This is a genomic window from Streptomyces sp. URMC 127, assembly GCF_051386535.1.
In the GTDB taxonomy this organism is placed as follows: domain Bacteria; phylum Actinomycetota; class Actinomycetes; order Streptomycetales; family Streptomycetaceae; genus Streptomyces.
The window spans coordinates 39,420-61,802 of record NZ_JBPQTW010000011.1; the positions used below are offsets into that span (position 1 = coordinate 39,420).

At 69.9% G+C, this 22,383-nt stretch carries 14 protein-coding genes, 1 pseudogene and 2 CRISPR repeat arrays (1 of these 17 cut by a window edge); of the genes and pseudogenes, 5 read left to right on the forward strand and 10 right to left on the reverse strand.

All coding sequences use genetic code 11. From position 1 onward, the window contains the following. Positions 1–548 precede the first annotated feature (548 nt). Positions 549–863, reverse strand: a complete 315-nt coding sequence (locus ACSNOH_RS04970) for a hypothetical protein (RefSeq protein WP_436719945.1) — start codon at positions 861–863, stop codon at positions 549–551. A 271-nt stretch (positions 864–1,134) separates the two neighbouring features. Further along, positions 1,135–4,419: an AfsR/SARP family transcriptional regulator gene (locus tag ACSNOH_RS04975; protein WP_436719946.1), complete on the reverse strand. Its 3,285-nt coding sequence runs from the start codon at positions 4,417–4,419 to the stop codon at positions 1,135–1,137. A 215-nt stretch (positions 4,420–4,634) separates the two neighbouring features. Between ACSNOH_RS04975 and ACSNOH_RS04980 the strand changes: the two genes are divergently transcribed. The 5 genes and pseudogenes from ACSNOH_RS04980 to ACSNOH_RS05000 form a co-directional block, all read left to right on the forward strand. Then, positions 4,635–4,961, forward strand: a complete 327-nt coding sequence (locus ACSNOH_RS04980; RefSeq protein ID WP_436719947.1) for a hypothetical protein — start codon at positions 4,635–4,637, stop codon at positions 4,959–4,961. Positions 4,962–5,768: 807 nt separating this feature from the next. Then, entirely contained in the window at positions 5,769–5,897 is a 129-nt protein-coding gene (locus tag ACSNOH_RS04985) for a hypothetical protein (RefSeq protein WP_436719948.1), read from the forward strand. 100 nt (positions 5,898–5,997) lie between these two features. Then, entirely contained in the window at positions 5,998–9,141 is a 3,144-nt protein-coding gene (locus ACSNOH_RS04990; protein ID WP_436719949.1) for a lantibiotic dehydratase, read from the forward strand. After that, complete coding sequence (locus ACSNOH_RS04995) at positions 9,138–10,526, forward strand: lanthionine synthetase C family protein (RefSeq protein WP_436719950.1); 1,389 nt, start codon at positions 9,138–9,140, stop codon at positions 10,524–10,526. Before ACSNOH_RS04990 ends, ACSNOH_RS04995 begins: the two co-directional genes overlap by 4 nt. Positions 10,527–10,947: 421 nt before the next feature. Beyond that, positions 10,948–11,327: pseudogene (locus tag ACSNOH_RS05000) on the forward strand (IS5 family transposase); the annotation flags it as partial. Beyond that, positions 11,328–11,722: a CRISPR direct-repeat array (repeat unit 29 nt; unit sequence GGGACCATCCCCGCGGGCGCGGGGAGCAC). 381 nt (positions 11,723–12,103) lie between these two features. Here the strand turns inward: ACSNOH_RS05000 and cas2e are convergent. From cas2e to ACSNOH_RS05040, 8 genes are all read right to left on the reverse strand, one after another. Next, positions 12,104–12,451 carry a type I-E CRISPR-associated endoribonuclease Cas2e gene (gene cas2e / locus ACSNOH_RS05005; protein ID WP_436719951.1) on the reverse strand — a complete coding sequence of 116 codons (348 nt, stop codon included), beginning with the start codon at positions 12,449–12,451 and terminating at the stop codon, positions 12,104–12,106. Further along, on the reverse strand, positions 12,448–13,404 hold the full coding sequence (cas1e, locus tag ACSNOH_RS05010) for a type I-E CRISPR-associated endonuclease Cas1e (protein ID WP_436719952.1): 957 nt from the start codon (positions 13,402–13,404) through the stop codon (positions 12,448–12,450). Before cas1e ends, cas2e begins: the two co-directional genes overlap by 4 nt. A 6-nt stretch (positions 13,405–13,410) precedes the next feature. Continuing rightward, the gene (gene cas6e / locus ACSNOH_RS05015) at positions 13,411–14,115 is read right to left on the reverse strand and encodes a type I-E CRISPR-associated protein Cas6/Cse3/CasE (protein ID WP_436719953.1); all 705 of its coding nucleotides are present in this window, start codon (positions 14,113–14,115) and stop codon (positions 13,411–13,413) included. Continuing rightward, positions 14,106–14,891 carry a type I-E CRISPR-associated protein Cas5/CasD gene (gene cas5e / locus ACSNOH_RS05020; RefSeq protein WP_436719954.1) on the reverse strand — a complete coding sequence of 262 codons (786 nt, stop codon included), beginning with the start codon at positions 14,889–14,891 and terminating at the stop codon, positions 14,106–14,108. Before cas5e ends, cas6e begins: the two co-directional genes overlap by 10 nt. After that, on the reverse strand, positions 14,891–16,096 hold the full coding sequence (cas7e, locus tag ACSNOH_RS05025; protein WP_436719955.1) for a type I-E CRISPR-associated protein Cas7/Cse4/CasC: 1,206 nt from the start codon (positions 16,094–16,096) through the stop codon (positions 14,891–14,893). Before cas7e ends, cas5e begins: the two co-directional genes overlap by 1 nt. Further along, positions 16,093–16,791, reverse strand: a complete 699-nt coding sequence (gene casB / locus ACSNOH_RS05030; RefSeq protein ID WP_436719956.1) for a type I-E CRISPR-associated protein Cse2/CasB — start codon at positions 16,789–16,791, stop codon at positions 16,093–16,095. The genes cas7e and casB overlap by 4 nt, the downstream gene beginning before the upstream one ends. Continuing rightward, a complete protein-coding gene (gene casA / locus ACSNOH_RS05035; RefSeq protein WP_436719957.1) occupies positions 16,788–21,230 on the reverse strand; it encodes a type I-E CRISPR-associated protein Cse1/CasA in 4,443 nt (1,480 codons plus the stop codon). Before casA ends, casB begins: the two co-directional genes overlap by 4 nt. Positions 21,231–21,477: 247 nt before the next feature. Continuing rightward, positions 21,478–21,684: a hypothetical protein gene (locus ACSNOH_RS05040; RefSeq protein WP_436719958.1), complete on the reverse strand. Its 207-nt coding sequence runs from the start codon at positions 21,682–21,684 to the stop codon at positions 21,478–21,480. 613 nt (positions 21,685–22,297) lie between these two features. Then, positions 22,298–22,383: a CRISPR direct-repeat array (repeat unit 29 nt); it runs 308 nt beyond the window's last position.

Here is a 22,383-nt window from a genome sequence, read left to right on the forward strand (position 1 = left end):
GCACTCACTTGCCAACGGATCTGACAACCCGTGACGACGTCGCGGGTTGGACGTGCCGCTGTGCGGCTGCGTCGCCGGACCTCAGCACCGAGCACCACTGGTCCGGGGACTTGTGCGCCCTTGTACGTCGCGGCGTGGCTGTATGCGGAGCCGGAGGGACGGACCGGGAGGTGGTGAAGGTGCTGGAGAAGTTCCTGGCCGCCGACTACCGCCTGCTCCCTGGGCATTTGGAAGCACCCCGCACAGCGACGGCCGGGAAGGCTGTACCCGGTGTTCCGGAACGCGGGACCCCTCACAGCGAGCGCGGGGAGGGGGTAGGCCGAGCCGGGAGCTGCCCGGCCAGGCGTCGTCGGGCGGCATGAACCGTGGGGAGCAAGGGTGCCGGGGATGAACGTCATCGTCGGGCCTCACGCCCGCCGGAGCTGGGGACGTCCGATGACGGAAGTCCCGTACGGCTCGCGCCGTGTCTGTTGTCTGTGCCGGCTGGTGGCGGCCGAAGTCGCCACCAGCCGGTTCCCCCTCCCCCGTATGGGCACCAGCGCCTTGCGCTACGAAGCGTTCTCCGTCTTGCTGGCGGAGCAGGTGCTGGTGATGACCTTCTTGGTGCTGTACTCGCCCAGGCAGACCTTGTAGCGGATCCAGCCGTTCTCGGGCAGGTTCAGGTTGTGGTCGACCTTCCCGTCGCCGTCGGAGCCGGAGTGGTTCCACAGCTTCAGCGGCAGCCCGTCGGAGCGGTCTCCGATGACGACGACGGAGTGCCCGTCAGCCTTGTTGTCCCAGATCAGCATGTGGTCCCCCTGCTTGATGAAGGAGGCCGACCCGGCACAGGTGGTGTAGTCGTCACTGGTGCACCGGTCGCCCACGTGCCGGGTTGCGGCCTGTGCGCTAACCGAGGGGATGCCCACCGCGGCAGCTGCGGTGAGTGCGGAAAGGGTTAAGGCCCATTTCCTAGCGTTCATCTGTTGCGTCCTCCTACGACGTTGTTGTCCCAGGGCGGGAGGCATGCGCCTGCGCTCCCTGGGGTTCCTGGGATTCCTGGAATCTCTTCATGTGAGATCGGACATCTCGCGACGTCTGCGCAGAGCGTGCCGCCCGTGGGCTTCACAGCGGCTTCAGCGCGGCTTCACTGTGGCTTCAGGCCACGTCGCGTTCCCGCAACGCCGTCAGCGCGGCGGCCCGTAGTGCGTCCCGGTCCAGGGCGGCATACGCCGAGACCGCCTCGGCGTATGCCGCCCCGTCGGCTTCTTCAGCTGCTTGCCGGGCCAGTTCACGGGACATGGTCGGCTGGAAGACGCGCAGGTAGCGCAAGCGCTCGGCCAAAGCGACCAGCCGCGTTCCCGACCTGGTGCGGTGCGCGTTGCCGGCGCGCAGGCCGTGGTCGAGGTCAGCCATGCCGAGGGCGAGCAGCAGCGCGCCGCACAGCGGCAGGTTCACCAGTTCCCTCCTGCCCGGCCGTAGCGGGGCGGCGGCGCGAGGCGTGCAGAGCGCCGGAAGCCGGTCCTGGAGAGTGGTGATGAGGTCCTCGACAAGGTCGATGCGACCGTGGCGCGCGTGGGCGGTCACGGCGGCGGCCTGGATTTCCAGAGCCCAGGGTTCCATGTCCGTTTCGAGGCCGAAGACCGGGCCGACGCTGCCTCCTACTGCCTCCGCCGCCTGGTGCCACAGGCGCAGGCCGGCTTCGGTGTCGCCGCGGGCCAGGGCGATTTCGGCCCGTATGCCAAGGCCGGGCGAGCGGATGTCCGGTGTCTCCTGCGGCTGGGTCAGCATCGCCTGTGCCACCCAGTGCTCGGCCTGGTCGAGGTCACCGGTGTGCAGGCCGGCAAGCGCCATGCCCCAGCGGATACCGGCCCGGTCAGCGCCTTGGACGCCGAGCTCCTGAAGGACCTGCAGTGCCGCTTGCAGGTGGTGCAGTGCTTCGTGGCCCTGCTCAACGCGCAGGCACAGCCGGGCCGCCCGGGCGGGGGCCAGGACCTGGATCCAGGGGATGCGCACTCCTTGGAAGGAGTCGAGCATCCGCTGGGCCGCTGCCAGAGCGCGGTCGGAATCGTAGGCGTTCTCCCACACGAGGCTGGCCGCGCAGTTGGCCGCGCCGACGAGCAGTGGCTCGTTGCGGTCGCACAGGGCGTCAAGCACCGCATGATCGGGGTCCAGGAGTTCGGGCAGGGCGCACAGTACGGTCGATATGGCGCCGACGAGGGTGTCGGGTGAGGCCGGCGGCAGCCGGCGCAGGGCGACGAGGTTGCGCGCTGCTCCGGGGGCGAATCCCAGGAACAGGTTGATGGCGCACATGGCCGCGGCGGTCCGGGTGACCTCGACGAAGTCGGGCGAGGGCCGGAAGTGGGAGAGGAGTGGCCCGGCGTCCTGGGCGAGCGGGAGGAGGCGGGCATAGTTGACCTCGGTGGTCCACAAGGTGGCCAGCACTGCGGTGGAGGCCGCGACGGTGGCGCCGTCCTCGCGGGCGAGACCGAGCCGCAGCGCCTTGAGGAGATTGTCCTGTTCAGCTCTGATCCGCTCCCAAGCCCCCAAGGCGTCGGCGGCGAAGAGCGTGTCGTGGTGCCGCCTGCCGAAATCTCGGGCCCATGCCAGGTACTGGCGGGTCACGCAGTCGTCCTCGCCTGACCGCGCCCGCTGGGCTGTGGCGAACTCCCGTACCGTCTCCAGCATGGAAAAGCGCGCGCCGGAGGCCGTGTCCACCACCCTGACCAGTGACTGGTCCACCAGGTCCGTGAGCACCTCCAGCACGTCGGCGCCGCGGAACAGGCCGCCGGAGAGCTCCTCGTCATCGAGCAGTGTCCGGGCTGCGTCCGCCGTGAAACCGCCCGGAAAGACCGACAGCGCGCGCAGCGCCGCCTGCCCCGCCGCATCCAGGAGATTCCAGCTCCAGTCGACGACGGCGTGCAGGGTACGGTGACGGGGCGGGGCGTCCCGCGCCCCGCCCCGTAGCAGAGCGAACCGGTCCGCCAGCCGGCTGCTGATCTCACCGACCGTCATGACGCGTACGCGGGCCGCCGCCAGCTCGGCGGCCAGAGGCAGTCCGTCCAGACGGCGGCAGAGCTCGACCACCGTCGCAGTGGGCAGGTCAGTGGTGGGACGGGCGGCCCGGGCCCGCTGCCGGAACAACTCGACAGTCGTCGGTAGATCCAGTTCCGGCAGCAGGTACACCGCTTCGGCAGAGATGCCGAGCGGCGCCCGGCTGGTGGTGAGCACCCGCAGGTCACCGACCACCGACACCAGAGCCTGCACCAGCTGCGCGACACCGACGATCACGTGCTCACAGTTGTCGAGGACCAGCAGCGCGGGTCCGGGCCCCAGCGCGCCGACGATGCCGGCCAGGACATCGGCGGGGACGGCCGGCGGGAGTGTGTGCAGGTGCAGTGACTCGCCGACTCCAAGAGCCGAGGCGACCTCACCGGCCACGTCCGCGTCGCTGGTGATACCGGCGAGTCCGACCAGGTGCACCACCCGCTGCTCCGCCTGACGGCTCACCACGTGCGCGAGGCGGGTCTTACCCAAACCTCCCGGCCCGACGATTGACGTGACCCGGGAGTTCCGCATCAACGCCGCCACCGCGGCCGTGTCGGCATCGCGACCCAGCAACGGGTTGGGATCGTGGCAGAGCCCGCGGCGTACGGGGGGCTCTGTTGCCCGCAGCAGTTCCTGATGTACGCCCTGCAGCGCCGGCCCCGGGTCAGCGCCGAGCTCCTCCCGCAGCCTGCAACGGTAACCGTCGTAGGTGGCCAGAGCGGTGGCGGGCCCTGACGTGGCCGCCTGGCAACGCACCAGTTCCAGCAGCACCTCCTCGTCCCGCGGCAGTTCCCCCACCAGGTGCGTGAGCGGGTCGACCGCCTCGGCCCGGCGGTCGAGCCGCGCGAGCGCCAGGGCGCGGATGCGCACCAGCGACCAGTACGCCGGGATGCGCTGCGCGCGTAGGGCGGACACCGGGTCGCCTACGACGGGTTCCTCGCACCGCACGCCACCGCCACCGCCAACGCCAACGCCAACGGCACTGACACCGGCACCGGCACCGGCACCGGCACCCCATAACGCCAGACCCTCCTCAGCCTCCCCAAGCGCCGCCGCGAGATCACCGGCCCGCAGCCGCTCGGCACCCGCCGCCGCACGGAGCAGGACAGCGGAGCTATCGACCTGCTCCTCACTTAGCGTGAGGCGATAGCCGGTCGCGGTACCGGCGATCACGCCGGCGCCAAGGAGGCTACGAGCACGCGCAATGAGAGTCTGCAACGCCTTCACCGGATTCCGCGGCTCGGAGTCCGTCCAGAGGCCGTCCACCAGGGAAGCCGTACTGCATCCCGTACGCAGATCCCCCGCCAGAAGAGCCAGCAGGCCCCGCAGCCCGGGCGCGGTGATCTCACGGTCACGGTAGGAAACCCGGCACAGTAACATCAGTTCAATAGCCACCGGAACAGTTAAACAACGGCCCACGATCGGCACAGCCAAGACGGCAGACACCGGCTGTGGGTTTGATCGGTCCGGAAGGGGTGAGCAGCCCGCCGGGCTTCGCATGAAAGCACCGGATCAGACGGCATGCCCGGACTGGACGCCAGGCCCGACGCTTCAGCACCCTGTTCACAGTGGTGGAATACAGAGAGACTGCCTGAAACCCTTGGCACGTTGTGAGTCCCGCACGCACATCCGCGGAGTGTGACGTCGCAGGGCACGACGTCTGGCTGCTCCTGCGCGGTGACACGCTCGTCGGCACGATCACGGTGGAGACCTCAGACCTCCCCTGGCTGGTGGGCCGCTTCGCCGCCGAACCCGTCTACGAGGAAGTGCGGCCGTGGTTCGACGAGGTCCTGGCCCTCCTCGAAGCGGACGACTTCGACCAGTTCGACGCCGCATACGACCTGATCGCGGAGAACTTGACCCTGCTGTCACCAGCCGGGCCCGTAAGTGAATTCCTCCTGTACATCGAAGGTGACGAGGCGCGTTTCCGCTACTGACCCGCCCCGCTGCCCCCAGCGCCCCCGCCGGAGGTCTGGCCCACCAGGAGCGCAGTGCATCCGTGGGGAGGGGGAGATCTCCGACGGCCCGCATGATCCGGAGTCCCTGAGCGGCCTGCTCGCCGGTACCTGCTACGGGGGTACGGTGACGACCTAGCCGGGAACCATGAAGCGGAACCATCGTTCCGTTCCCCTCCGGCTAGGATGAGATGGCCCAACGGACCGCCTCCTCGCAGGCCCTGTCGCCCGGCTCTCGTCACGGCGGACGGACGGCATCCCGGGCAGTCGTCCGCCACCGCAAGACCGATCCTGCTCCGCCAGCTCGTCCTCAGGCCGTTCGTAGGGTCAAGGCGACCGGCCCACAACACAGCGAAGGCCGGGCCGCGTGCAGAGCTCGTTCGTATGTCCGTCCTCGGCGTTGCCCTATCCGCTGCCGCCGGCCCCGTCGACTGCCGCTGTCGGGGCACTGTCCGTGGTGTCGCAGCGGATCGGACCTCCCGCACACCACTCCGCCGACGTTCGGCCACCGCGAGGTGTGTGCCCTGGGGCCTCCGCCGTAGCCCCGCGTCGCCGAGGGATGGCCCCTCCTGGGGCATCTACGACCCGCCCGGTCGCCGGCATCACCACCTCCCGCGCGTACGCGGCGGACAAGTACGGCTGCATGGACAGCGTCAACTCCGCGTACTCAACAGCACCACCCACCGTCCTTTGGCATTCGTTGACCGCCTGTTGAACGGCTCGGCCCAGCATGGTCTTCCACCGCTCCACCAGGGCGCGGTGCAAAGGAATGCGAGAGAGGAAATCGCCATGGACGACCTGTTCGACCTGGACGTGGAAGAGATCTCGGCGTCGGCCCTCGAGGGTGTGACCGGCGAGGCGGGGGCGGCTCTGGTCACCAGCAACGAGTGCCACACGGGCACGGGCTGCATCTGCTGACCCACCTCGGTGGACGCCGTACGGGCGGGGCAAGCCCCCGCCCGTACGGCACGCACGCACGTAAACGGTGACCAGCTGCAGCGGAGAAAAGGTATCGGTGATGAGGTCGGCGAACGAGACGAACGGCGGCTATGCCTGCGCCGACGTGGTGCTCCTGAGAGCGGCGATACGGCCGGTGGACGCGGCCCCGGACCCGGCGGGGACACCGTCCCCGCGGCGGGCCGCCGCGGACGGGCTGCTGCGCGAGGCCGTCGCCCTCGCCAGCCCGTCGCTGTCCGCCGTGCTGGACAAGGCGGCGGCCGGCGCGCCCCTGACGGCCAAGGAGGAGCGCCGCGCCGAGAGGGCCTTGGCGCGTTACGCGCTGCGGATGAGCGAGCGGGCCACCCCCTTCGGCCTCATGGCCGGCGTGGCGACCGCGGGCTTCGCGCGGCGCCCGGAATTCCGCTGGGGCGAGCGGCACACCAAGTCCGTGCGGGCCGATATGGGCTGGCTCACCGCGGTCGTCAGCCGCCTGGAGGAGGATCAGGGCGTCCTGGCGGCCCTGCGGGTGACGGCCAACGACCTGTGCACGGTGCGCGGCGACCGGCTGGTGCTGGGCTTCGTCCCCGTACCGGCGGGCGTCCCCCTGCGGCGGCCGGTGGTACGGGAGATCACCGTGCGCCGCACGGCGGCCGTACGGCGGGCGCTGGAGCTCGCCCGTACCCCCGTGCCCTGGCCCGAGCTCGTCCGGCGGATGATGCAGGACTTCCCGGCCGTGGCCGGGGAGACCGTCCAGGCGATGCTCACCGAACTGGTCCGGCGCGGGGTGCTGCTCACGGAGCTGCACCCGCCCATGGACGACAGCGACCCGCTGGCCCATGTCCTTCGCCTGGCGGCGCGCGCCGGGGAGGGCCTGTCCGTACGGAGCCGGGACGTCCTGCGGGACCTGGCGCTCGTCGAGCGGGAGCTGGCCGGTTACGCGACGCAGGCCCCGGGCCGGGGCCGGGCCGCCCTCGCCTTGGCCGAGGCGCGCATGCGCCGGGCGCACCCGGCCGAGCGGCTGGTGCAGGCCGATCTCCGGCTGGACGTCACGGCCCGGCTGCCCGAGGCCGTACGGGCCGAGGCGGAACGTACCGCCGGTGTCCTGGCGACCCTGGCCGCCGCGCGGCCCGGCCCACGGCATCTGCGCGCGTACCACATCCGGTTCCTGGAGCGTTACGGAACGGGGCGCGCCGTCCCGGTGACCGAGCTGCTCGACGCCGAGCGGGGCCTGGGTGTCCCCGAGGAGTACCACGCACCGGCGTCCCGGTTCCTGCCCGGCGCGGAGGGCCTCGATGACCGCGACCGGCTGCTGCTGGCCTGGGCACAGGAGGCGGCCGCGGCCGGGGAACGCGAGCTCGTCCTGGACGACGCGCGCGTGGCCCGCCTGACCGGGGCCGGCCGCCCGTCTCGGGACGACCGGGGCGCCGCCGAAGGGACGCGGTTCGCGCCGCCTTCCTCCTTCGACCTGGTGGCCGAGGTGCGCGCGGCGTCTCTCGAGGCCATGGCCGAGGGCCGGTTCCGGCTGCTGGTCGGCGCCGTCTCGGCCGTCGCGGGCGCCGTCGCCGGGCGTTTCGCGCCCGCCCTGGGCGAAGAGGCCCGGCGCTTCGGGGACGTGCTGCGCTCCGTCCCCGCGCGCGACCCGCGCGCCGTCCGCGCCCAGCTGACCTTCCGCACGCTCGCCGGCCGGGCCGCCAATGTGAGCCGCGTCCCCCGCTGGACGGACCACGTCATCACGGTGGCGGCCTTCGCCGACCGGGCGTCGCCGTACGCCCTGGGCCTGGACGACCTGGCCGTGGTGGCGACGACGGACCGGCTCGCCCTGGTCTCGGCCGCGCTGGCCGTCGAGGTCGTCCCCACCATGCCGAGCATGCTCAGCCTGCGCGGCAACGCTCCGGGGGTGGCCCGTTTCCTGGCCGAGCTGCCCCGCTCCGGGGAGTCGGCGCTGCCCGTCTGGGACTGGGGCGCGGCGGCCGCCCTGCCGTATCTGCCCCGCGTGCGCTCGGGCCGCTCCGTTCTGGCCCCGGCCCGCTGGTACCCGGCCGACCCGGACCTGCCCGCGGCCGTCGGCGACCCGGCCACCGGCCCGGCCGAGTGGCGGCGGCTGTTCACCGCCTGGCGCGAGCGCGCGGACGTGCCCGACCGGGTCACGGCGGTCCACCGCGACCAGCGCCTCACCCTCGACCTGACCTCCGACGCGCACCTGGAACTGCTCCGGCACGAGTGGCGGCGCCGGCCCACGGCGCACCTGCAAGAGGCGCCGTGGGACGAGGAGTACGGCAGCGGCTGGTCCGCCGGACACCGTACCGAGATCGCCTTCCCCATGGTCCGCACGGCCGCTCCCGAGGTGGCCCGGGAACCGCTCGCCATCCCGCCGCGCCGGCGGGCCGCTGCCGCCCACCACCCCGGCTCCCGCTGGCTGTACGCCAAGCTCTACTGCTCGCCGGAGCGCCAGGATGACATCCTGACCACCCATCTGCCCGGCCTGCTGGACGAGTCCGGCACCCGCTGGTTCTACCTGCGCTACGCCGACCCCGACCCCCATCTGCGCCTGCGCTTCCACGGAGAGCCCGCCGACCTCGGCGGGCGGCTGCTGCCGCACCTGGGGAAGTGGGCGGCGCGCCTCGCCGGCCAGGGGCTGTGCGGACGGCTCGCCCTGGACACCTACGACCCCGAGCTCGAACGCTACGGCGGCCCGTCGGCCATGGCGGCGGCCGAAGCGGCCTTCGACGCCGACAGCAGGGCCTGCCTGGAGCAGCTCGCCCTGCTGCGCGCGGGCACCCTCTCCCTCGACGCCCGGCTCCTGGCGGCCGCGAACTACATCGACCTCCACCACCGGTTCCTCGGCCGGCCCGACGGCGCGCTCCGTCTCCTGGGCGAGGCCGGCGCGCCCGGCCACGACGACGCGCCCACCACCCTGCGGGAGCCCGCCCGCCGCCTCCTCGACGCCGACGGCCGCTGGCAGGCCCTGGAGCACCACCCCGGCGGAGCCGAACTGCTGCGGATCTGGGACCGCCGTGCCGCCGCCGTGGCCTCGTACGGGCAGCTGCTGCGCGACCTGCCCCCGGCTGAGCGCTGGGGCGGGCAGGAACGCGCGCTGGCCTCTCTGTTGCACATGCACCACAACCGGCTCGCGGGCACCGGCCGCACCGCCGAACGGCAGTCACTGGCCCTGGCCCGCGCCGCCTTGCGGGCGCACCTCGGCCGGGTAAAGGCGGGCGTATGACGGCCCGCGGCGCAGCCGAGGCTCTGGCCGCCGGCATCGCGGAGCGGCTCGCCGACCCATGGCGGGTCGCGGCGCACCACCCCGCGTCCCGGCCTGCCTGGCAGGACCTGACCCTCAGCGAGGGCCTGCCCGGCATCGCCCTGCTGCACCTCGAACGCGGGCACAGCGAAGGCGGGCACACCGACCGCGGGCACACCGACCGCGGGCACACCGACCGCGGGCACACCGACAGCGGGCACACCGACAGCGAGGCGATGCGCACCGCGCACCGCTGGCTGGCCGAGGCGACGGCACGCGCCGCGACAGCACCCTCCGCCGCCCCCAGGCCCAGCCTCTACTACGGCGTGCCCGCGCTCTCCTTCGTCCTGTCCCGCGCGGCGGCGGCCGTCGGCCGTCCCCTACGGGCCGCCGAACAGCTCGGCGCCCAGCTGCGCCGCTACGCCCGTGAGGTGGCCGCCCGGGAACTGCGACGCCGGCCCGGGGACAGCGAGTGCGTGACCATGGCCGCCTACGACGTCGTATCCGGGCTCACCGGCCTCGGCGCCCAGCTGCTCGACGATGCCCCGGGCCGCGACGCGCTCGCCGACGTGCTCACCGCCCTGGTGGCGCTGACCGTGCCCGTACGCCTGAAAGGCGGCCGCACACTGCCGGGCTGGTGGACCGCCCAGGGCCCCGGATCCGGCTATCCCCGCACCACGCCCGAAGCCGGGCACGCCAACGCCGGGCTCGCGCACGGGGCACCAGGGCCGCTCGCCCTGCTCGCCCTGGCCTGGGAACAAGGCGTCGTGGTCCCCGGCCACGAAGCGGCCATGCACACGCTCGCCGGCTGGCTGACCGACATCCGTGTCCACGACGAGCGCGGCACCCGCTGGCCCAGGGCACTCGTCCTGCACCCGGCGAGCGGCACCACCGTGGCCACCGATGACGGCCCCGACCGCCCGGCCTGGTGCTACGGGGCGGTGGGCGTCTGCCGGGCGCTGTACCTCGCCGGCCGGGCCCTGGACGTACCGCAGTGGCGGAACACGGCCCTTGCCGGCTTCCACTCGGAACTCGCCCGGGCACAGCGGGAGGAGGAGTGCGAGGAGCAGGCGGATCCGGGGCTGTGCCACGGCTGGGGCGGCGTCCTGCAGATCACCTGGCGCATGGCCCACGACACGGGGGACCCCCGCCTGCACGACCTCTTGCCCTGGCTCGCCCGGCGCATCACCAGCCGGGCCGCTCCCGACGAACCGTTCGGACTGCGGCACCCGTCCCTGCCGCGCAGCCAGATAACCGACCGCACCGGATTCCTGACCGGCGCGGCCGGCACAGCCCTCGCCCTGCGCACCTTCGCAACGGGCACAGCACCGGCAACGGGCTGGGACCGAGCCCTGCTGATCGCGTGAGCCCTCGGCGCCCAGGGCCGCCGCCCCGGTCGCGGATGCGCGTCGGCCCGGCCCGTGCCCCAACCACATCCCCGCGCCTCGTGGCAGGAGGACCGGCATTCCATCCGCCCGGCGCCATGATGCATGAAAGACCGTCGTGAGGGCTGCCCGGCCGATGGAGCGTCATGGTGAACGGGATAGGGCTCGAGCAGCAGCCGGCCGCGCTGCACAGGTGAGCGAACGCCTCCCAGCAGGCGGTGGCGGATGGGAGCCGGGCCTGTCCCTGCGCACGGCCCAGCAGTGGACGGCTCTCAAGGCAGCGGCACGGGCCAAGCCCTCCCCCACACGCAGCACTGATCGACACACGACTACGGGCCCGGTGGCAGCCGCTGGCACGTGCGCGGGCGCTGGCCCTCCGCAAAGCAGCAAGGACGATAGAGCCCTGTTGCCGCGGTTGGATGGGCGTGGTCGTCCGTGGCGTGATCACCGGCAGGTGATCGACGGGGTGCTGTGGCGGCTACGGACCGGGGCTCCGTGGCGCGATCTGCCCGGGCGTTACGGGCCTTGGCAGACCGTCTACGAGCGGTTCGCCCGCTGGGAAGCGGACGGGACCTAGGCGAAGCTGCTGGAACACGTCCAAGTCCACGACGACGCGGTAGGCCGGGTGGAGTGGACCATCTCCGTCGACTCCACGGTCAACCGGGCCCACCAGCACGCGGCCGGTGCCCGCAAAAAGGGGCCGCAGACGGGGACGAACTGGAAGATCCGGGCCGCTCGCAAGCGCGCCAGGCCCTCGGCCGGTCCCGGGGTGGGCTGACAACGGGGACCATCCCCGCGGGCGCGGGGAGCACTCGGAAGGTGCGGGGGATGTACGGCTGAGCAAGGGACCATCCCTGCGGGCGCGGGGAGCACCGGACCTCCTTCTCCCACTGCTCCACCAACCCGGGACCATCCCCGCGGGCGCGGGGAGCACGGGGTGTCCACCGTGCGCAGGGCGCGCGTGGAGGGACCATCCCCGCGGGCGCGGGGAGCACAGGAACTGATCCCGGACCATCACCGGAATGGCGGGACCATCCCCGCGGGCGCGGGGAGCACGGGTGCTGGGGCCGACCCCCGCCAACTCCCGGAGGACCATCCCCGCGGGCGCGGGGAGCACGGTCTGCTGCTGCTCGTGCTCCTGATGCTGCCGGGACCATCCCCGCGGGCGCGGGGAGCACACTTCCCGACCTGGGCTTTTGTCTCGGGAAGACAGTCATTTTCTTCACTTGTCGAGAATCCGGCAAACCGCACCTTCTCGGCCAAGGCGCCACCATCCACACCTCCTCAGCCAGACTCAGGCCATCGGGGCAACACCCACTCCAGCGGGTATGCAGTGACGAAAGGTGCAGCAGCTCGCAGCCAGGCAACCTTGCAAGCATTGCCCCGCCCGCTCCAAGGAGCGGTTCTTGAAGCGGATCCTTCCACCACGCACGGGGGTGACCAAGTTACCCGCCCTGGCATATGCCGCCCGGGGACCGCTCCCGGATCGTGGGGCTCCAGCGCGGCGCAGCCCACGTCGCGTCCGCTTCCGTGGCTTCAGGCAATCGACCAGGTTCTCCTCAGCGGTTGCCGAAGCGGCGCCGCTTCGCCGCCTTGCTCCACCCCTTCGTCTGTGCTGTCGCCGCCCCCACGCGGTCGTTCGGACGATGGATCAAGGTGAGTCCCTCGTGGTCGACAGGACGCCATTTGTGGTCGTGTGTTGCGAAGGCGAAGCCTTGTTCGCTGTCCGTGGTGAAGGTGAGCAGGGCTCGACCCTGGCCTGCGTACTGTTTGACTTCCGACCAGAGCTCTTCGCGGATGCGTGCCGGCGGGTTGCCGACGAAGACGCCTGGTGAGATCTCGAACAACCAGCGGGTGAGGAAACCTCGCAGGCCCACCGGGCACTGGGTGAGCACGATGACCGTCACCAGGACACCTCGTCCCCGTAGTTACGGCCGGCCGGCACCTCAAGGGAGCGGTCCGACTGGAGGAGTACGCGGTCTAGGTCGGCACCCGGTGCAGCTTCGTCCACTGTCGCGTACGGCAGGAGTAGGTGTCTGATGTCGGCAACGCATCGGTCGAGGAGACGTCCTTTGTTAATTCTGTCCCGCAATGCCCGGCGCGTTCGCGCTCCCACGTCTTCCTCGCTCTCCGCGGCGACTTCGAAGGCCACGGGAATTCCGACCTCGGTTTTGTAGAGGTCGGCCACGTCCAGGACGAAGGACAGTTCGTGGCCGGAGTGGACGAAGCCGAGGCCGGGAGAGCAACCCAATGCGGTGACCACCGCATGGGTGACGCCGTACATGCACTGTGCGGCGGCCGTAATGGCCTGATTGACCGCATCGCCGGCGGCGAAGTCTCCCGGCACGTAGCGACGACCGTGCCAGGGGACTCCGGTCAGTTCTGCCTGTCGACGGTAGCAGTCCTTCAGGCGGCGTCCTTCCCGGCCGAGGAGTTCGTGCCGGGTGAGGCTGGAGGGGTCTTCGTCGGGGAATCTCATCCGGTACATGGCCCGCGCCACCTCCAGCCGTGTGCGGCGGTTGGCCCAGCAGGTGGCTTGGGCCTCCAGCAAGGCTGCGGAGCGGCTGAGGGACCGCCCGCCCGCGTAGTAGCGGACGCCGTGCTCCCCTACCCATGCCACTGCTGCCCCGCTGTCCCCGAGCACGCTCATCGCCTGGTGAGTGATGCGCGTGCCGGGACCGAGAAGCAGAGTCCCGATGGTGGCGGAGGGGATGTGGCTGGTACCGTCCGCATCTTCCGCTGTGATGGCATTGGCGTCGCGGTGGACAGTGCACCGTTCCAGGTAGATGAAGGAGACGCGGTCCGCCGCACGGGTCAGTTGACGTGGTGAGGAGCCGGGGCGCTGGGAAATCGTGGCCATGACGGCTCACCCGACCTTGGCGAGCGTCATCAAACCGCACCCGTACGCCTTCGCTTTTCCGAGCCCCAGCGTCAGTGTGCGGCGCATGGCCGCCGGGTCGGTCACCTCCAGGCGGCCGTCGAAGGTCACGGTCACCAGTGCGACGCGATTGGCGTGGCCGGTGCTCAGCTCCTTCTTGTCGAAACGGTGGCGTTGCTCGTCCCGCACCGTCAGCTGGTGTTCGTTCGATCCGTGAGGCAGCTGCCTGTCGGCCGGAGTCTCCAGTACTCGGAAGCCGGATCTCTCCTGCCGCTCGAGCAGCCAGCCGATCTGGTGGCGCGGGGTGAGGTGTGCTGTCCGCTTGCGGGGCTCCTCAGGTGTGCGCCGCACGTGGTGGACGGGGTTGGCTGTGAGCCGGAAGGCCCAGGTGCTGCCTTCGGTGAGACCGTCGAGGAAGGTCTTGTAGTCGTACGTCTGCCACCCGGCCGTCGTCGGCCAGCCGGCCTGCTCGACCAGGTGGGTAAGGTCCGGGCGGTCGGCACTCACAATGTAGAGCAGGACTTCTGCCCGGGAATTACGGTCGACCCGCCACAGGATCCGCGAGCTCTCTCCTTCGCTGGGCAGGATGCCGGCGAAGGAGGACATCACCGCCGCATGCATGCGTTGCGGAGAGGAGAGCAGGCCACGGGCGCCGAGACGCGCGGTGTTGATCCGGAATCGTGTCAGGTGCATGGATGACCGTCCGTCGAAGGCGAGAAGGAGGTCGGCCGCAATTCGCTGAGCAAGGACTCCGGAGCGTGCCCGGGGACGGGCGGTTCGTCTCCGCGCCGCAGTTTTCGCTCGGGGCGGTGGTGCGGGTTGGTGACCGCCACAGTGGTCGAATCGACGTTGCGGAGGGCATAACGTCGGTGGGCCGGGTCAAAGGACAGCGGCTGATCCCTGAGAGCGGTACCCAGAGTTCCTCCGGTGCTGGAATCCGCCAGCACCGTGAGATGGACCGTGCTTTCCCTCCAACGCGCCCGCTGGTGGAACTCGGCTGCGCGCCATGGCTCGCCCCGCAGGGCCCTGACCGGATCGTCCCCCTCACGTATGCCGAGCTCGACCGGTCCCTGCGGCGGGCAGGACCGGCGTCCGAGATAGGGCAGGTACGCAGGGGCTTGCACAGCGCGGTCCAGGGACCGGATCAGGTGGCTGTCGCCGGCCAGCGCTGCGACGAAGACGGCATCGGCCAGGTAGAAGCGCTCCGAGACCGGCATGGCCTTGCCGGTCTCCGCGTGGTGTGCGGTGTGGAAATCCCGCAGCCTTGTGCCGCGCTGGTCGATCCGCACAGCGAACCGCAGCTCGGCGAGGTCGTTCACGGCATCCGTCCTGCCCCTGCCGAGCGCTGCCGCCAGCAGGCCGATCACTCCGCTCTTGGTCGGTGCCGTCTCGGTGGTGCGACGGGCGAAGCGGGCGGATGAGCCCCACGACTGCAAGGGCCCCGCCAGCCGTAGTACCAAGACACTCATCAACGCTTCCTCAGCCGGGCCGCGACGGCCTCGCCCACCTCGGTGACGAGCCGTCGGAGGTTCACCTCCGCCCCGAGCGGGGCAAGGTCTTCGGTCTGCGCGCCGGCCCGTACGACCCAGGTGTGGTCCGCGGGCGCACCAAAGGCGTTTTCGACTGCGGGAATGTGCTCCGCCAGGGCGCGACAGGCGGCTCGGATATGACCATCGGCCGCCCCGTGGGTCACAGCCTCCTCAAACGCCCCGACGAAGCTGACCGGGCGGGACGAACGCAGTTTGACGATCACCGCATCCGGCAGGGTGTGGTTGCCGAACGTGTTGACCTTGCCGGTGGGCATGGACAGGGTGAATCCTTCGACGAAGGCCTCGACCGCCCGCCGGACCGGCTCTCCGGAACGCTCCCCTTCGGCGAGTCCGGCGTCCAGATTCTTCGTCAGCAGGTCGACGTCCACGGCCGCGTAGCGGTAGAGCGTGGCCGAGTTGAAGTCGACCGTGCCGATCATGCCGGCGCCCGGTTCGGCATCGCTTGTCCGGTCGTCGACCGCAGTGAAGTAGTCAGTTTCCATGTCCACGGCGTGCACGCTGATCGCGTGGGCGACCTGGGCCGCGGCATCGACGTTGATGTCGGCCATGTCGGCCACCATCCGGCCGAAGAGGGCGACATCGGCGGAGTGACGGGTAGCCGCGCACTGCTTCGCCCTCGCTTTCACTTCCCTGTCCTTGACGAACACTTTCGGGTCGGCCTTCTTGCCGAGGCCCTCGATGGCGATGTCCGCCAGTCCGTCGAGCTGGTGGGCGCTGAGGAAGAGAAGGTACGAGGACTGCGGTGCCTGCGGCTCGGCAGCGTCCTCGCTCCTGCCGTCCTTCCCGGAAGATTTCCGTGCCTTGACCTCGATCTTGGCTCCGGTGGCCGCTTGGACGACCTCTGCGGCCATCGGCCACACGTCCTCGGCGATCAGTGACTTTTCCCGCTCCGTGATCCGCTCCGTCAGGGCTTCGACCACCCTTTTCGTCCGCACGCCCAGATCGGACGGGTCGAGCAGCTCCCTGAAGGCCTGGCGGGTCGCCCGCTTCCACGCCTGGCTGGAGACCCGGGCCCGACGTACGCCTCCGTACACTGCACTTTTGGGAGATCCCGTGTCATCTCTGTTCAAGTTGCTCGGCGGCACCGTTTGCAGGATGTGAATATCGAGAATCGTACGGCTCACTCGTCTTCCTTCATCTCGTGCGTGGTGGTGTCGACTTGTCCGGCAGCGTCCTCGTTCTCCCCGGAGCTCTTGGCCGGGCGATACCCGTGAAAGCTCCGCCCCCATGCCCGGCGGACATCCGAAGGGCCGCCGGACCGCTGCCACTGGTCCAGTTGCTCCGCGAGCAGGCCGTAGTCGAGCGGGATCTCGGCCTTGCGCAGCAGTACGACGATCTCCCGCAGCCGCTGGGTCAGCACATCCAGGTTCGTCGCGGTCCCGGCCCGCACCAGCCGCTTACGGAACGGCTCGTCCCGGTCGGGATTTCCCGACATCAGGCGCCGTACCGCCGTGCCCACGGACGGCCCACCGTCGACATGCATGCGCTTGGACCGATTGGACTGCTGGTGCAGGGCCCAAAGGGTGACGGCAATGTGCGCGGCGCTCTCTGCCCGCAGCGCCTCCTCTATAGGGCGGCGTGCTCCGGGCCCTGACGCGTAGTACTGCTCCACGCCCACCAGCCCCCACAGGTCGGGGAGTTCCGTGGCCGGCCGACCGATTCCTCTGCGCAGGCGTGCAAGTGCCTGAACAGCGTGCGCATGGTCGAGGAAGTAGCCGTTCTGCAACTGCCGGATGTGCTGGTCGACCGCCACGCGGAGCGTGCATTGCCGGCCTTGCGACACGGCGGTCGAGGCCGCCTGCGGCACGATGTCGGTCATTGAGGTTTCTCCTCGCTGGTGTCGACGCTGCTGCCTGCCGAGCCCGACTCGTCGGACCGATCCGGACAGCGGAGAGGCAACGCCCGGGACAGTCGTACATGGAAGGCGTGCTCCGCCGCGGCACGTTCCAGCCACCCCGTCTCACCGGTACCGGTCAGCAGATCAGCGGCGGCGCGGCGAACGATGCGGTATGCCGTTCGCTGCCACTCCATCCGGGCCTCTGCCGGAGTCTGTGAACCGTCCAGCCCGATGAGCCACTGCCGGTAGGGCCCGTCGAGCAGACCAAAGCCCAGGTCACGGGCCGATTGCTGGGGCGCCTCCGTGTCCCTGCCCGCCGTCCTGGCCACATCGGCGGCCAGGAATCCCAGGGCCTTAACGGCAGCGTCGCTGTCCTCCACCGCTCCTACCGCGGCACGTGCGAGCCGCTGGTCGTGCTCATGGAGCAGGACCACCGACATGGTCACTCCGTCGTCGACCACCTCGTCGATGACGGACTGCTGGGTGCCGTACTTGGCTCCGATCAGGCGGGGTCGGATGAGCATGTCCCGGGACAGCAGCCGGTCACGCATGAGCTCCGCGATCCACTTCAACACTCCGGCGCGAAGGTAGTCCGCAGGTTCACGGTTCTGCGTGATCCACTCCTCTGGATTGGACGTCACCAGTGCAGCCAATGATCGCCAGGCAGAGCGGGCGGGGTCGTGTTCTTTCGGCATGTAGACCGGTGAGAGTCCCAGCTTCTTCTCCTGCGGTTTGCTGCGGCGCCATCCGCTCATCGGCTCCCGTGTGTGCGCTCCGGACGCGGGGAGCGGGTCACCGTAGGCGAGGACGACGCCGTACACGCCCTGGCTGTCGTGATGGAGAAGGATGCGGCGTGACTGCCAGGTGTAGAGGTCGCGAGGGCCGGTGGGCCTTGACTCCAGGTCGTCCTGCACGCCCGGACCGCAGGGCTCACGTCGCCAGGCGGGCCTGTCGTCCTTGTCAACAGTGACCGCATAGCTGTCGGATGCCACCAGATTGAGCAGAAGCGTCTGCTGAAGGGTATCCCCCTCCGCGAACACGCCGCCCAGGTTTCCGGCCCATCCCACTCCCTGCGGATAGCCCTTGCCCCCCTTGACCCGGGAGTCTCCGACCGCGCCGGACTTGATGCCCGACGTGTCAAAAGCGTGAGCGTGGACCAACCACCGGGCGGCCTCGGCGAAGGACAGCCGGTCGACGCCGGGCTGGCGCATCGTAAAGAACGGATCTCCGTTGGGCACGTCGGCAACGATTCGATTGAGGGACGCCACCTCGTCCTTCTGCGTGCGCAGTCCGGCCACCTGGAAGAACGGCTGTGTCGGGTGCAGCAGGTCGAACCTGTCGCGGTGCCGATCGAGGTAGGGGCCGACGGCAGCGAACGGTGCGTCACTCTCACTGAGCTCCTGCCACGCGTCGATGTCCTCGGGACCGTCCACAGCGTCGTGAAGAACCGCGAGTAGGAGACGCATCAGCGCGAACTCCTGAGTCGGCAGATCTCCAGCCAGGCGCCTGACATCGGCTGCCTGGGCGAACACCTCCTTCAAGGACAACTCCGTCACAGCTCCGTCACATAACTGGACAGGCAGCCATGGTCGGGAGACCAGATCAAATCCGGGAATGCCCTTCACCACCTTCACATCCTTGGCGCCTTCCGGTGTCACTTCCAGTCCGTCAGCCTGGCTGTAGTGGAGTTCGTAGCCTGCCAGCCGGGCCCGACACTGCTCGTCAAGGACGAGGATCAGTTGCTCCGCGAGCAGGGGGTTCTCTTTGACCTGCCATGCTTCGGGACCGAACCGTTCCAACTCGTCGATCGCCTTGTCGATCACCCACTGCTTGGAGAAGTGGTAAGGGAGGCGCAGCGCGCTCCCCGCGACGGCGCGGGCCGTGCGGACAGGGGGCACAGCGTCGACAGGAACTTCCAAGCCGCCGAGCCCGTCCTCCAGCCAGGGCAGTGTGGTGTACGTGCCGTCGCTGCGCCGCTGGATGACGAGGACTTCGAGGCTCTCGTCACTGTCACGGACCTGAGCCCGGCCGGCTCTGGTGTCATCGGTGTCGCCGACACCCGCGTCCATCCATCCGATCAAGGAACGTCCAGGTTTGCGCGTCGTCTCGATCAGGAAGGTCTGTGCGGCACGGCGCTGCTTCGCAACGGCCGACTCGTGCTCGGCCCGGGCGGCTGCCATGGGCTCGGTCCAGTCGCCCGGCACATCAATGTCTTCGTTCCCGTACGCCGCCTGTACCAAGGGGCTGATGTGCTCGGGCAGTACGACGGGTCGGTCGGACCAGTGCGGGCGCAGCACGGCGAGTGAGCGCATCAGCGTGTGCTTCCCGTACACGGCCGTCGAGCCGCCCGTCGGGTTGGGAGGACTTGTCTGCCAGTCCACTCCGGTGACCAGGCAGCGTGCGGCGCGCAGCCGGGGCGGCCGCTGGGACTGTCCTTCTCCGCGGAGGTGCCGATGCAACCGTCCCATGCGCTGAAGGAGAAGGTCGACCGGGGCGAGATCGGTCACGAGGATGTCGAAGTCGATGTCAAGAGACTGCTCGGCCACCTGGCTGGCCACGACGATATGCCGTCCCTCCGGGCGCCGGCCCGAGGGCCCGAAGCGGGCGACGAGGCCACTGTCCTTGCGGGCTCGGTCCAGGTCGGTGAACCGGGAGTGCGCCACGGTCACCGCGGCAGGGCCGAAGCGCTCCCGCAGAACCTCCGCTGTTTGCAGCACGCGGTCCACGGTGTTCCGGACCACCAGTGCGCAACCGCCGTCGGTCAGTTCGGCCTCCAGGCGGTCCGCCAAGGCGGCCGGTTCATCGTCGAGTTGTTCCAGGGTGATCGACGTGCGGCGGTCTGCGGCGGCTGCTGGAGCGGCCAGAGCGGTTGCCTGCCCGGGGGTGATGACGCTGATCAACGGGTAGGCGGTTGTCTCCGACAGCTCCGGACGCTGATCGGCGGCGCTCGTGCCGGTGCCAGCGTACGCTTCCGCCAGCGCCTGCCGACGGGCCGCGGGCAGGGTGGCCGACAACATCACGACCGGGACCTTGTACTCGCCCAGCCAGGACAGCACACGATCCAGGTACTCCCCCATGTACGCGTCGTAGGCGTGGACCTCATCGATGATCACGACTTTGCCGGCGAGGGCGAGGTGGCGGAGCACCAGGTGCCTGCTCTTCAAACCGGCGTAGAGCAACTGGTCGATGGTTCCGACAACGAATGAGGCCAGCAGGTTCTTCTTGCGCCCGCGGAGCCACTGGTGGGCGGCCAGCACGGTGGCCGTTGCGTAGTGATCGCTCCGGGTGGAGCGGACGGACTCGACCAGTCCGTCGAGATCGACCGCGGCGATGGTGCGGGCGCCGGCACGCATGTCGGATGCGAAATCCCTGTCCAGGAAGGCTTTGGAATGGGCCAGCGATACGCTCCAGGGGTGCTTGTCGGCTTCGACCTTGGGGAGCTCTGCCAGCCAGCCGCGCAACCGTCCGTACATCGCATTCGCCGTCGCGCGTGTCGGCAGGGCGACCAAGCAGCCCCCCGCCTTTGTGCGTGCGGCAAAGATCTCGGCCACCGCAAAGGCGGTCTCGGTCTTTCCTTCCCCCATAGGAGCCTCGATGATGACCAGGCCGGGCCGCTCCGCCTCTCGCGCGAGACGGACGGCTTCCTCCTGGAGGGGACGAGGGCTCCGGAGACCGAAGCGGTGGGTGAAGAGCTCTCGTGCCGGAGCAGTCGGCAAGCAAGGAGACCAAGGCGGCGGCAGGTCAAGGCCGCGCCATGCCGACTCGATGCGGTCGGCATCGGAGCGGGGTTCATCCTCGGGGTAGAGGAAAAACAGGTCCGAGTTGCTGGCGATCCAGTCCGCGAGGATGACGACGGCGGACAGCACCACCTGAACGGGCTGCGGAAGCTTAACCGTTCGCCAGTCGGAGAGACGGCCCCGGATGCTGTATTCCTCCGCGCTCGCATCCAGCAATTCGGTCTGGACATCACCCCAGAGATGCTCACCGGGGCCCGGTGTGCGGAGCAGTTCCGTGTGCTGGCGCAGGTACGCCAGCTGGTCGTGCCCGGGGAGGACTCCGTGGTGACCGCCCACCGGGCCGGCGAAGGTCGTGGCCGAGCGTGGCGACCATCCTTGCCGCTCCAGCCACTCCTCAAGGATGACCTGACCTGCCATGGCATGCGGTGCGCGGCGCCGTTCGTCCCCGAACTGCTTCCGGGTCGGCATCTCCAATCCGGCATCGCGCATCCGGCCCGCGGGACCATCGACCTGGCACGCGAACGCCGGTGTGGCCTTCCCTACATCGTGAACAGCCGCCAGCCAAACGGCCAGCAGGCGCGCATCCTGCTCACCGCCGGGCAGGCTCTCGGCAACCAACCGCCGAACGTTCTCCGGAATCCACTCGTCCCACAAACGGCCGGCCATTGCGGCGGCGTCGGCCATGTGCCGCGCCAGCGGAAGCCATCGCTGAGACTTCTCATCATGCTTAGCCCGCACGGTGTGCTTAGCCCACACGGTGCGCGCTGCGGGAGTGAGGTTTGCGCTCCAGTGCGGAGCGGTCTGGCGCAACAGGTCCCCCAAAGGAGCGCTGGGTGTGTCGGTCGGCCGACCCAGCGGGCTTCTGGTGTCTGATGCTCGAACAGCGCCAGAAGCCCGCTCGCGTTTCAGCACGACAGAGTTGACTTGTACATCACTTCGTCGTGACCGCCCGCAGGAGCGGGCCGCTCACAATGACGAACAAAATGACGACGACCACGACGACGCGGATGCCGGCGTCAACGGTCAGCTGCGAGCCCGCTCCGGCGGAGAGGGTGGCAACGAGGGTGGGGAGCAGCCACGACCGCGACGGCTGGTCAGTGATGACCAGATGGCTCGTCAAAGGTAGGATCTGAGGCATTCGCATCTCCTCCAGAGTGCGGATGGAGGCCGGGCCCGTGGCTCTTTGAAGGGTGACACGGGCTCGGCCTGACTTTCGAAGCACAGGCAGAACCATTGACGCCACGTGCTCGTCGTTCACCCAGGCGCTGCCGCACCTCATGGTGCCACAGCACTTGCTGCCGTATTGCCCTTTCTCATCAAGGGAGTTGAGGCTCTCGTGTGAAGTTTCAGCGGCCTCCACAGACACAGTTGCGCATGCCCCACGAAGCCTGGCAGCCGCGGTAATCGATCCCCGCACATGCGGGGAGCAGGCACCGGCCTCCACAGACACAAGGATCAACCCCGGGGAGACGGGGAGAAGTTCGGGGACCCCGGTCGGCACCCCGCTCGCTCACTGTAGCCAAGGTGCCTAAACAGGCGCAGCAGATCTCGCATGCCGAGGGCCGCGCGTAACCGCAGTAGAGATCATGCCCGTCACGAACGGAGGCCTCGCCTTCCGTGCCACGCTTGCGTGAGGTGCAGCCCAGCGCACTGTCCGGGGACCGAGCTGAGCTTGGAGCGCTCACGACGTTGGGCGGGTCCCCTGAGTCCCGTTCCATCGTGCTCCCCTATGCCGCAACGGAGAACAGCTTGGGACTATCCCCGCGGGTGCGGGGAGCACCAGGATTTCGTGGTTAAGGACGGCTTGACGTAGGGATCATCCCCGCGGGTGTGGGGA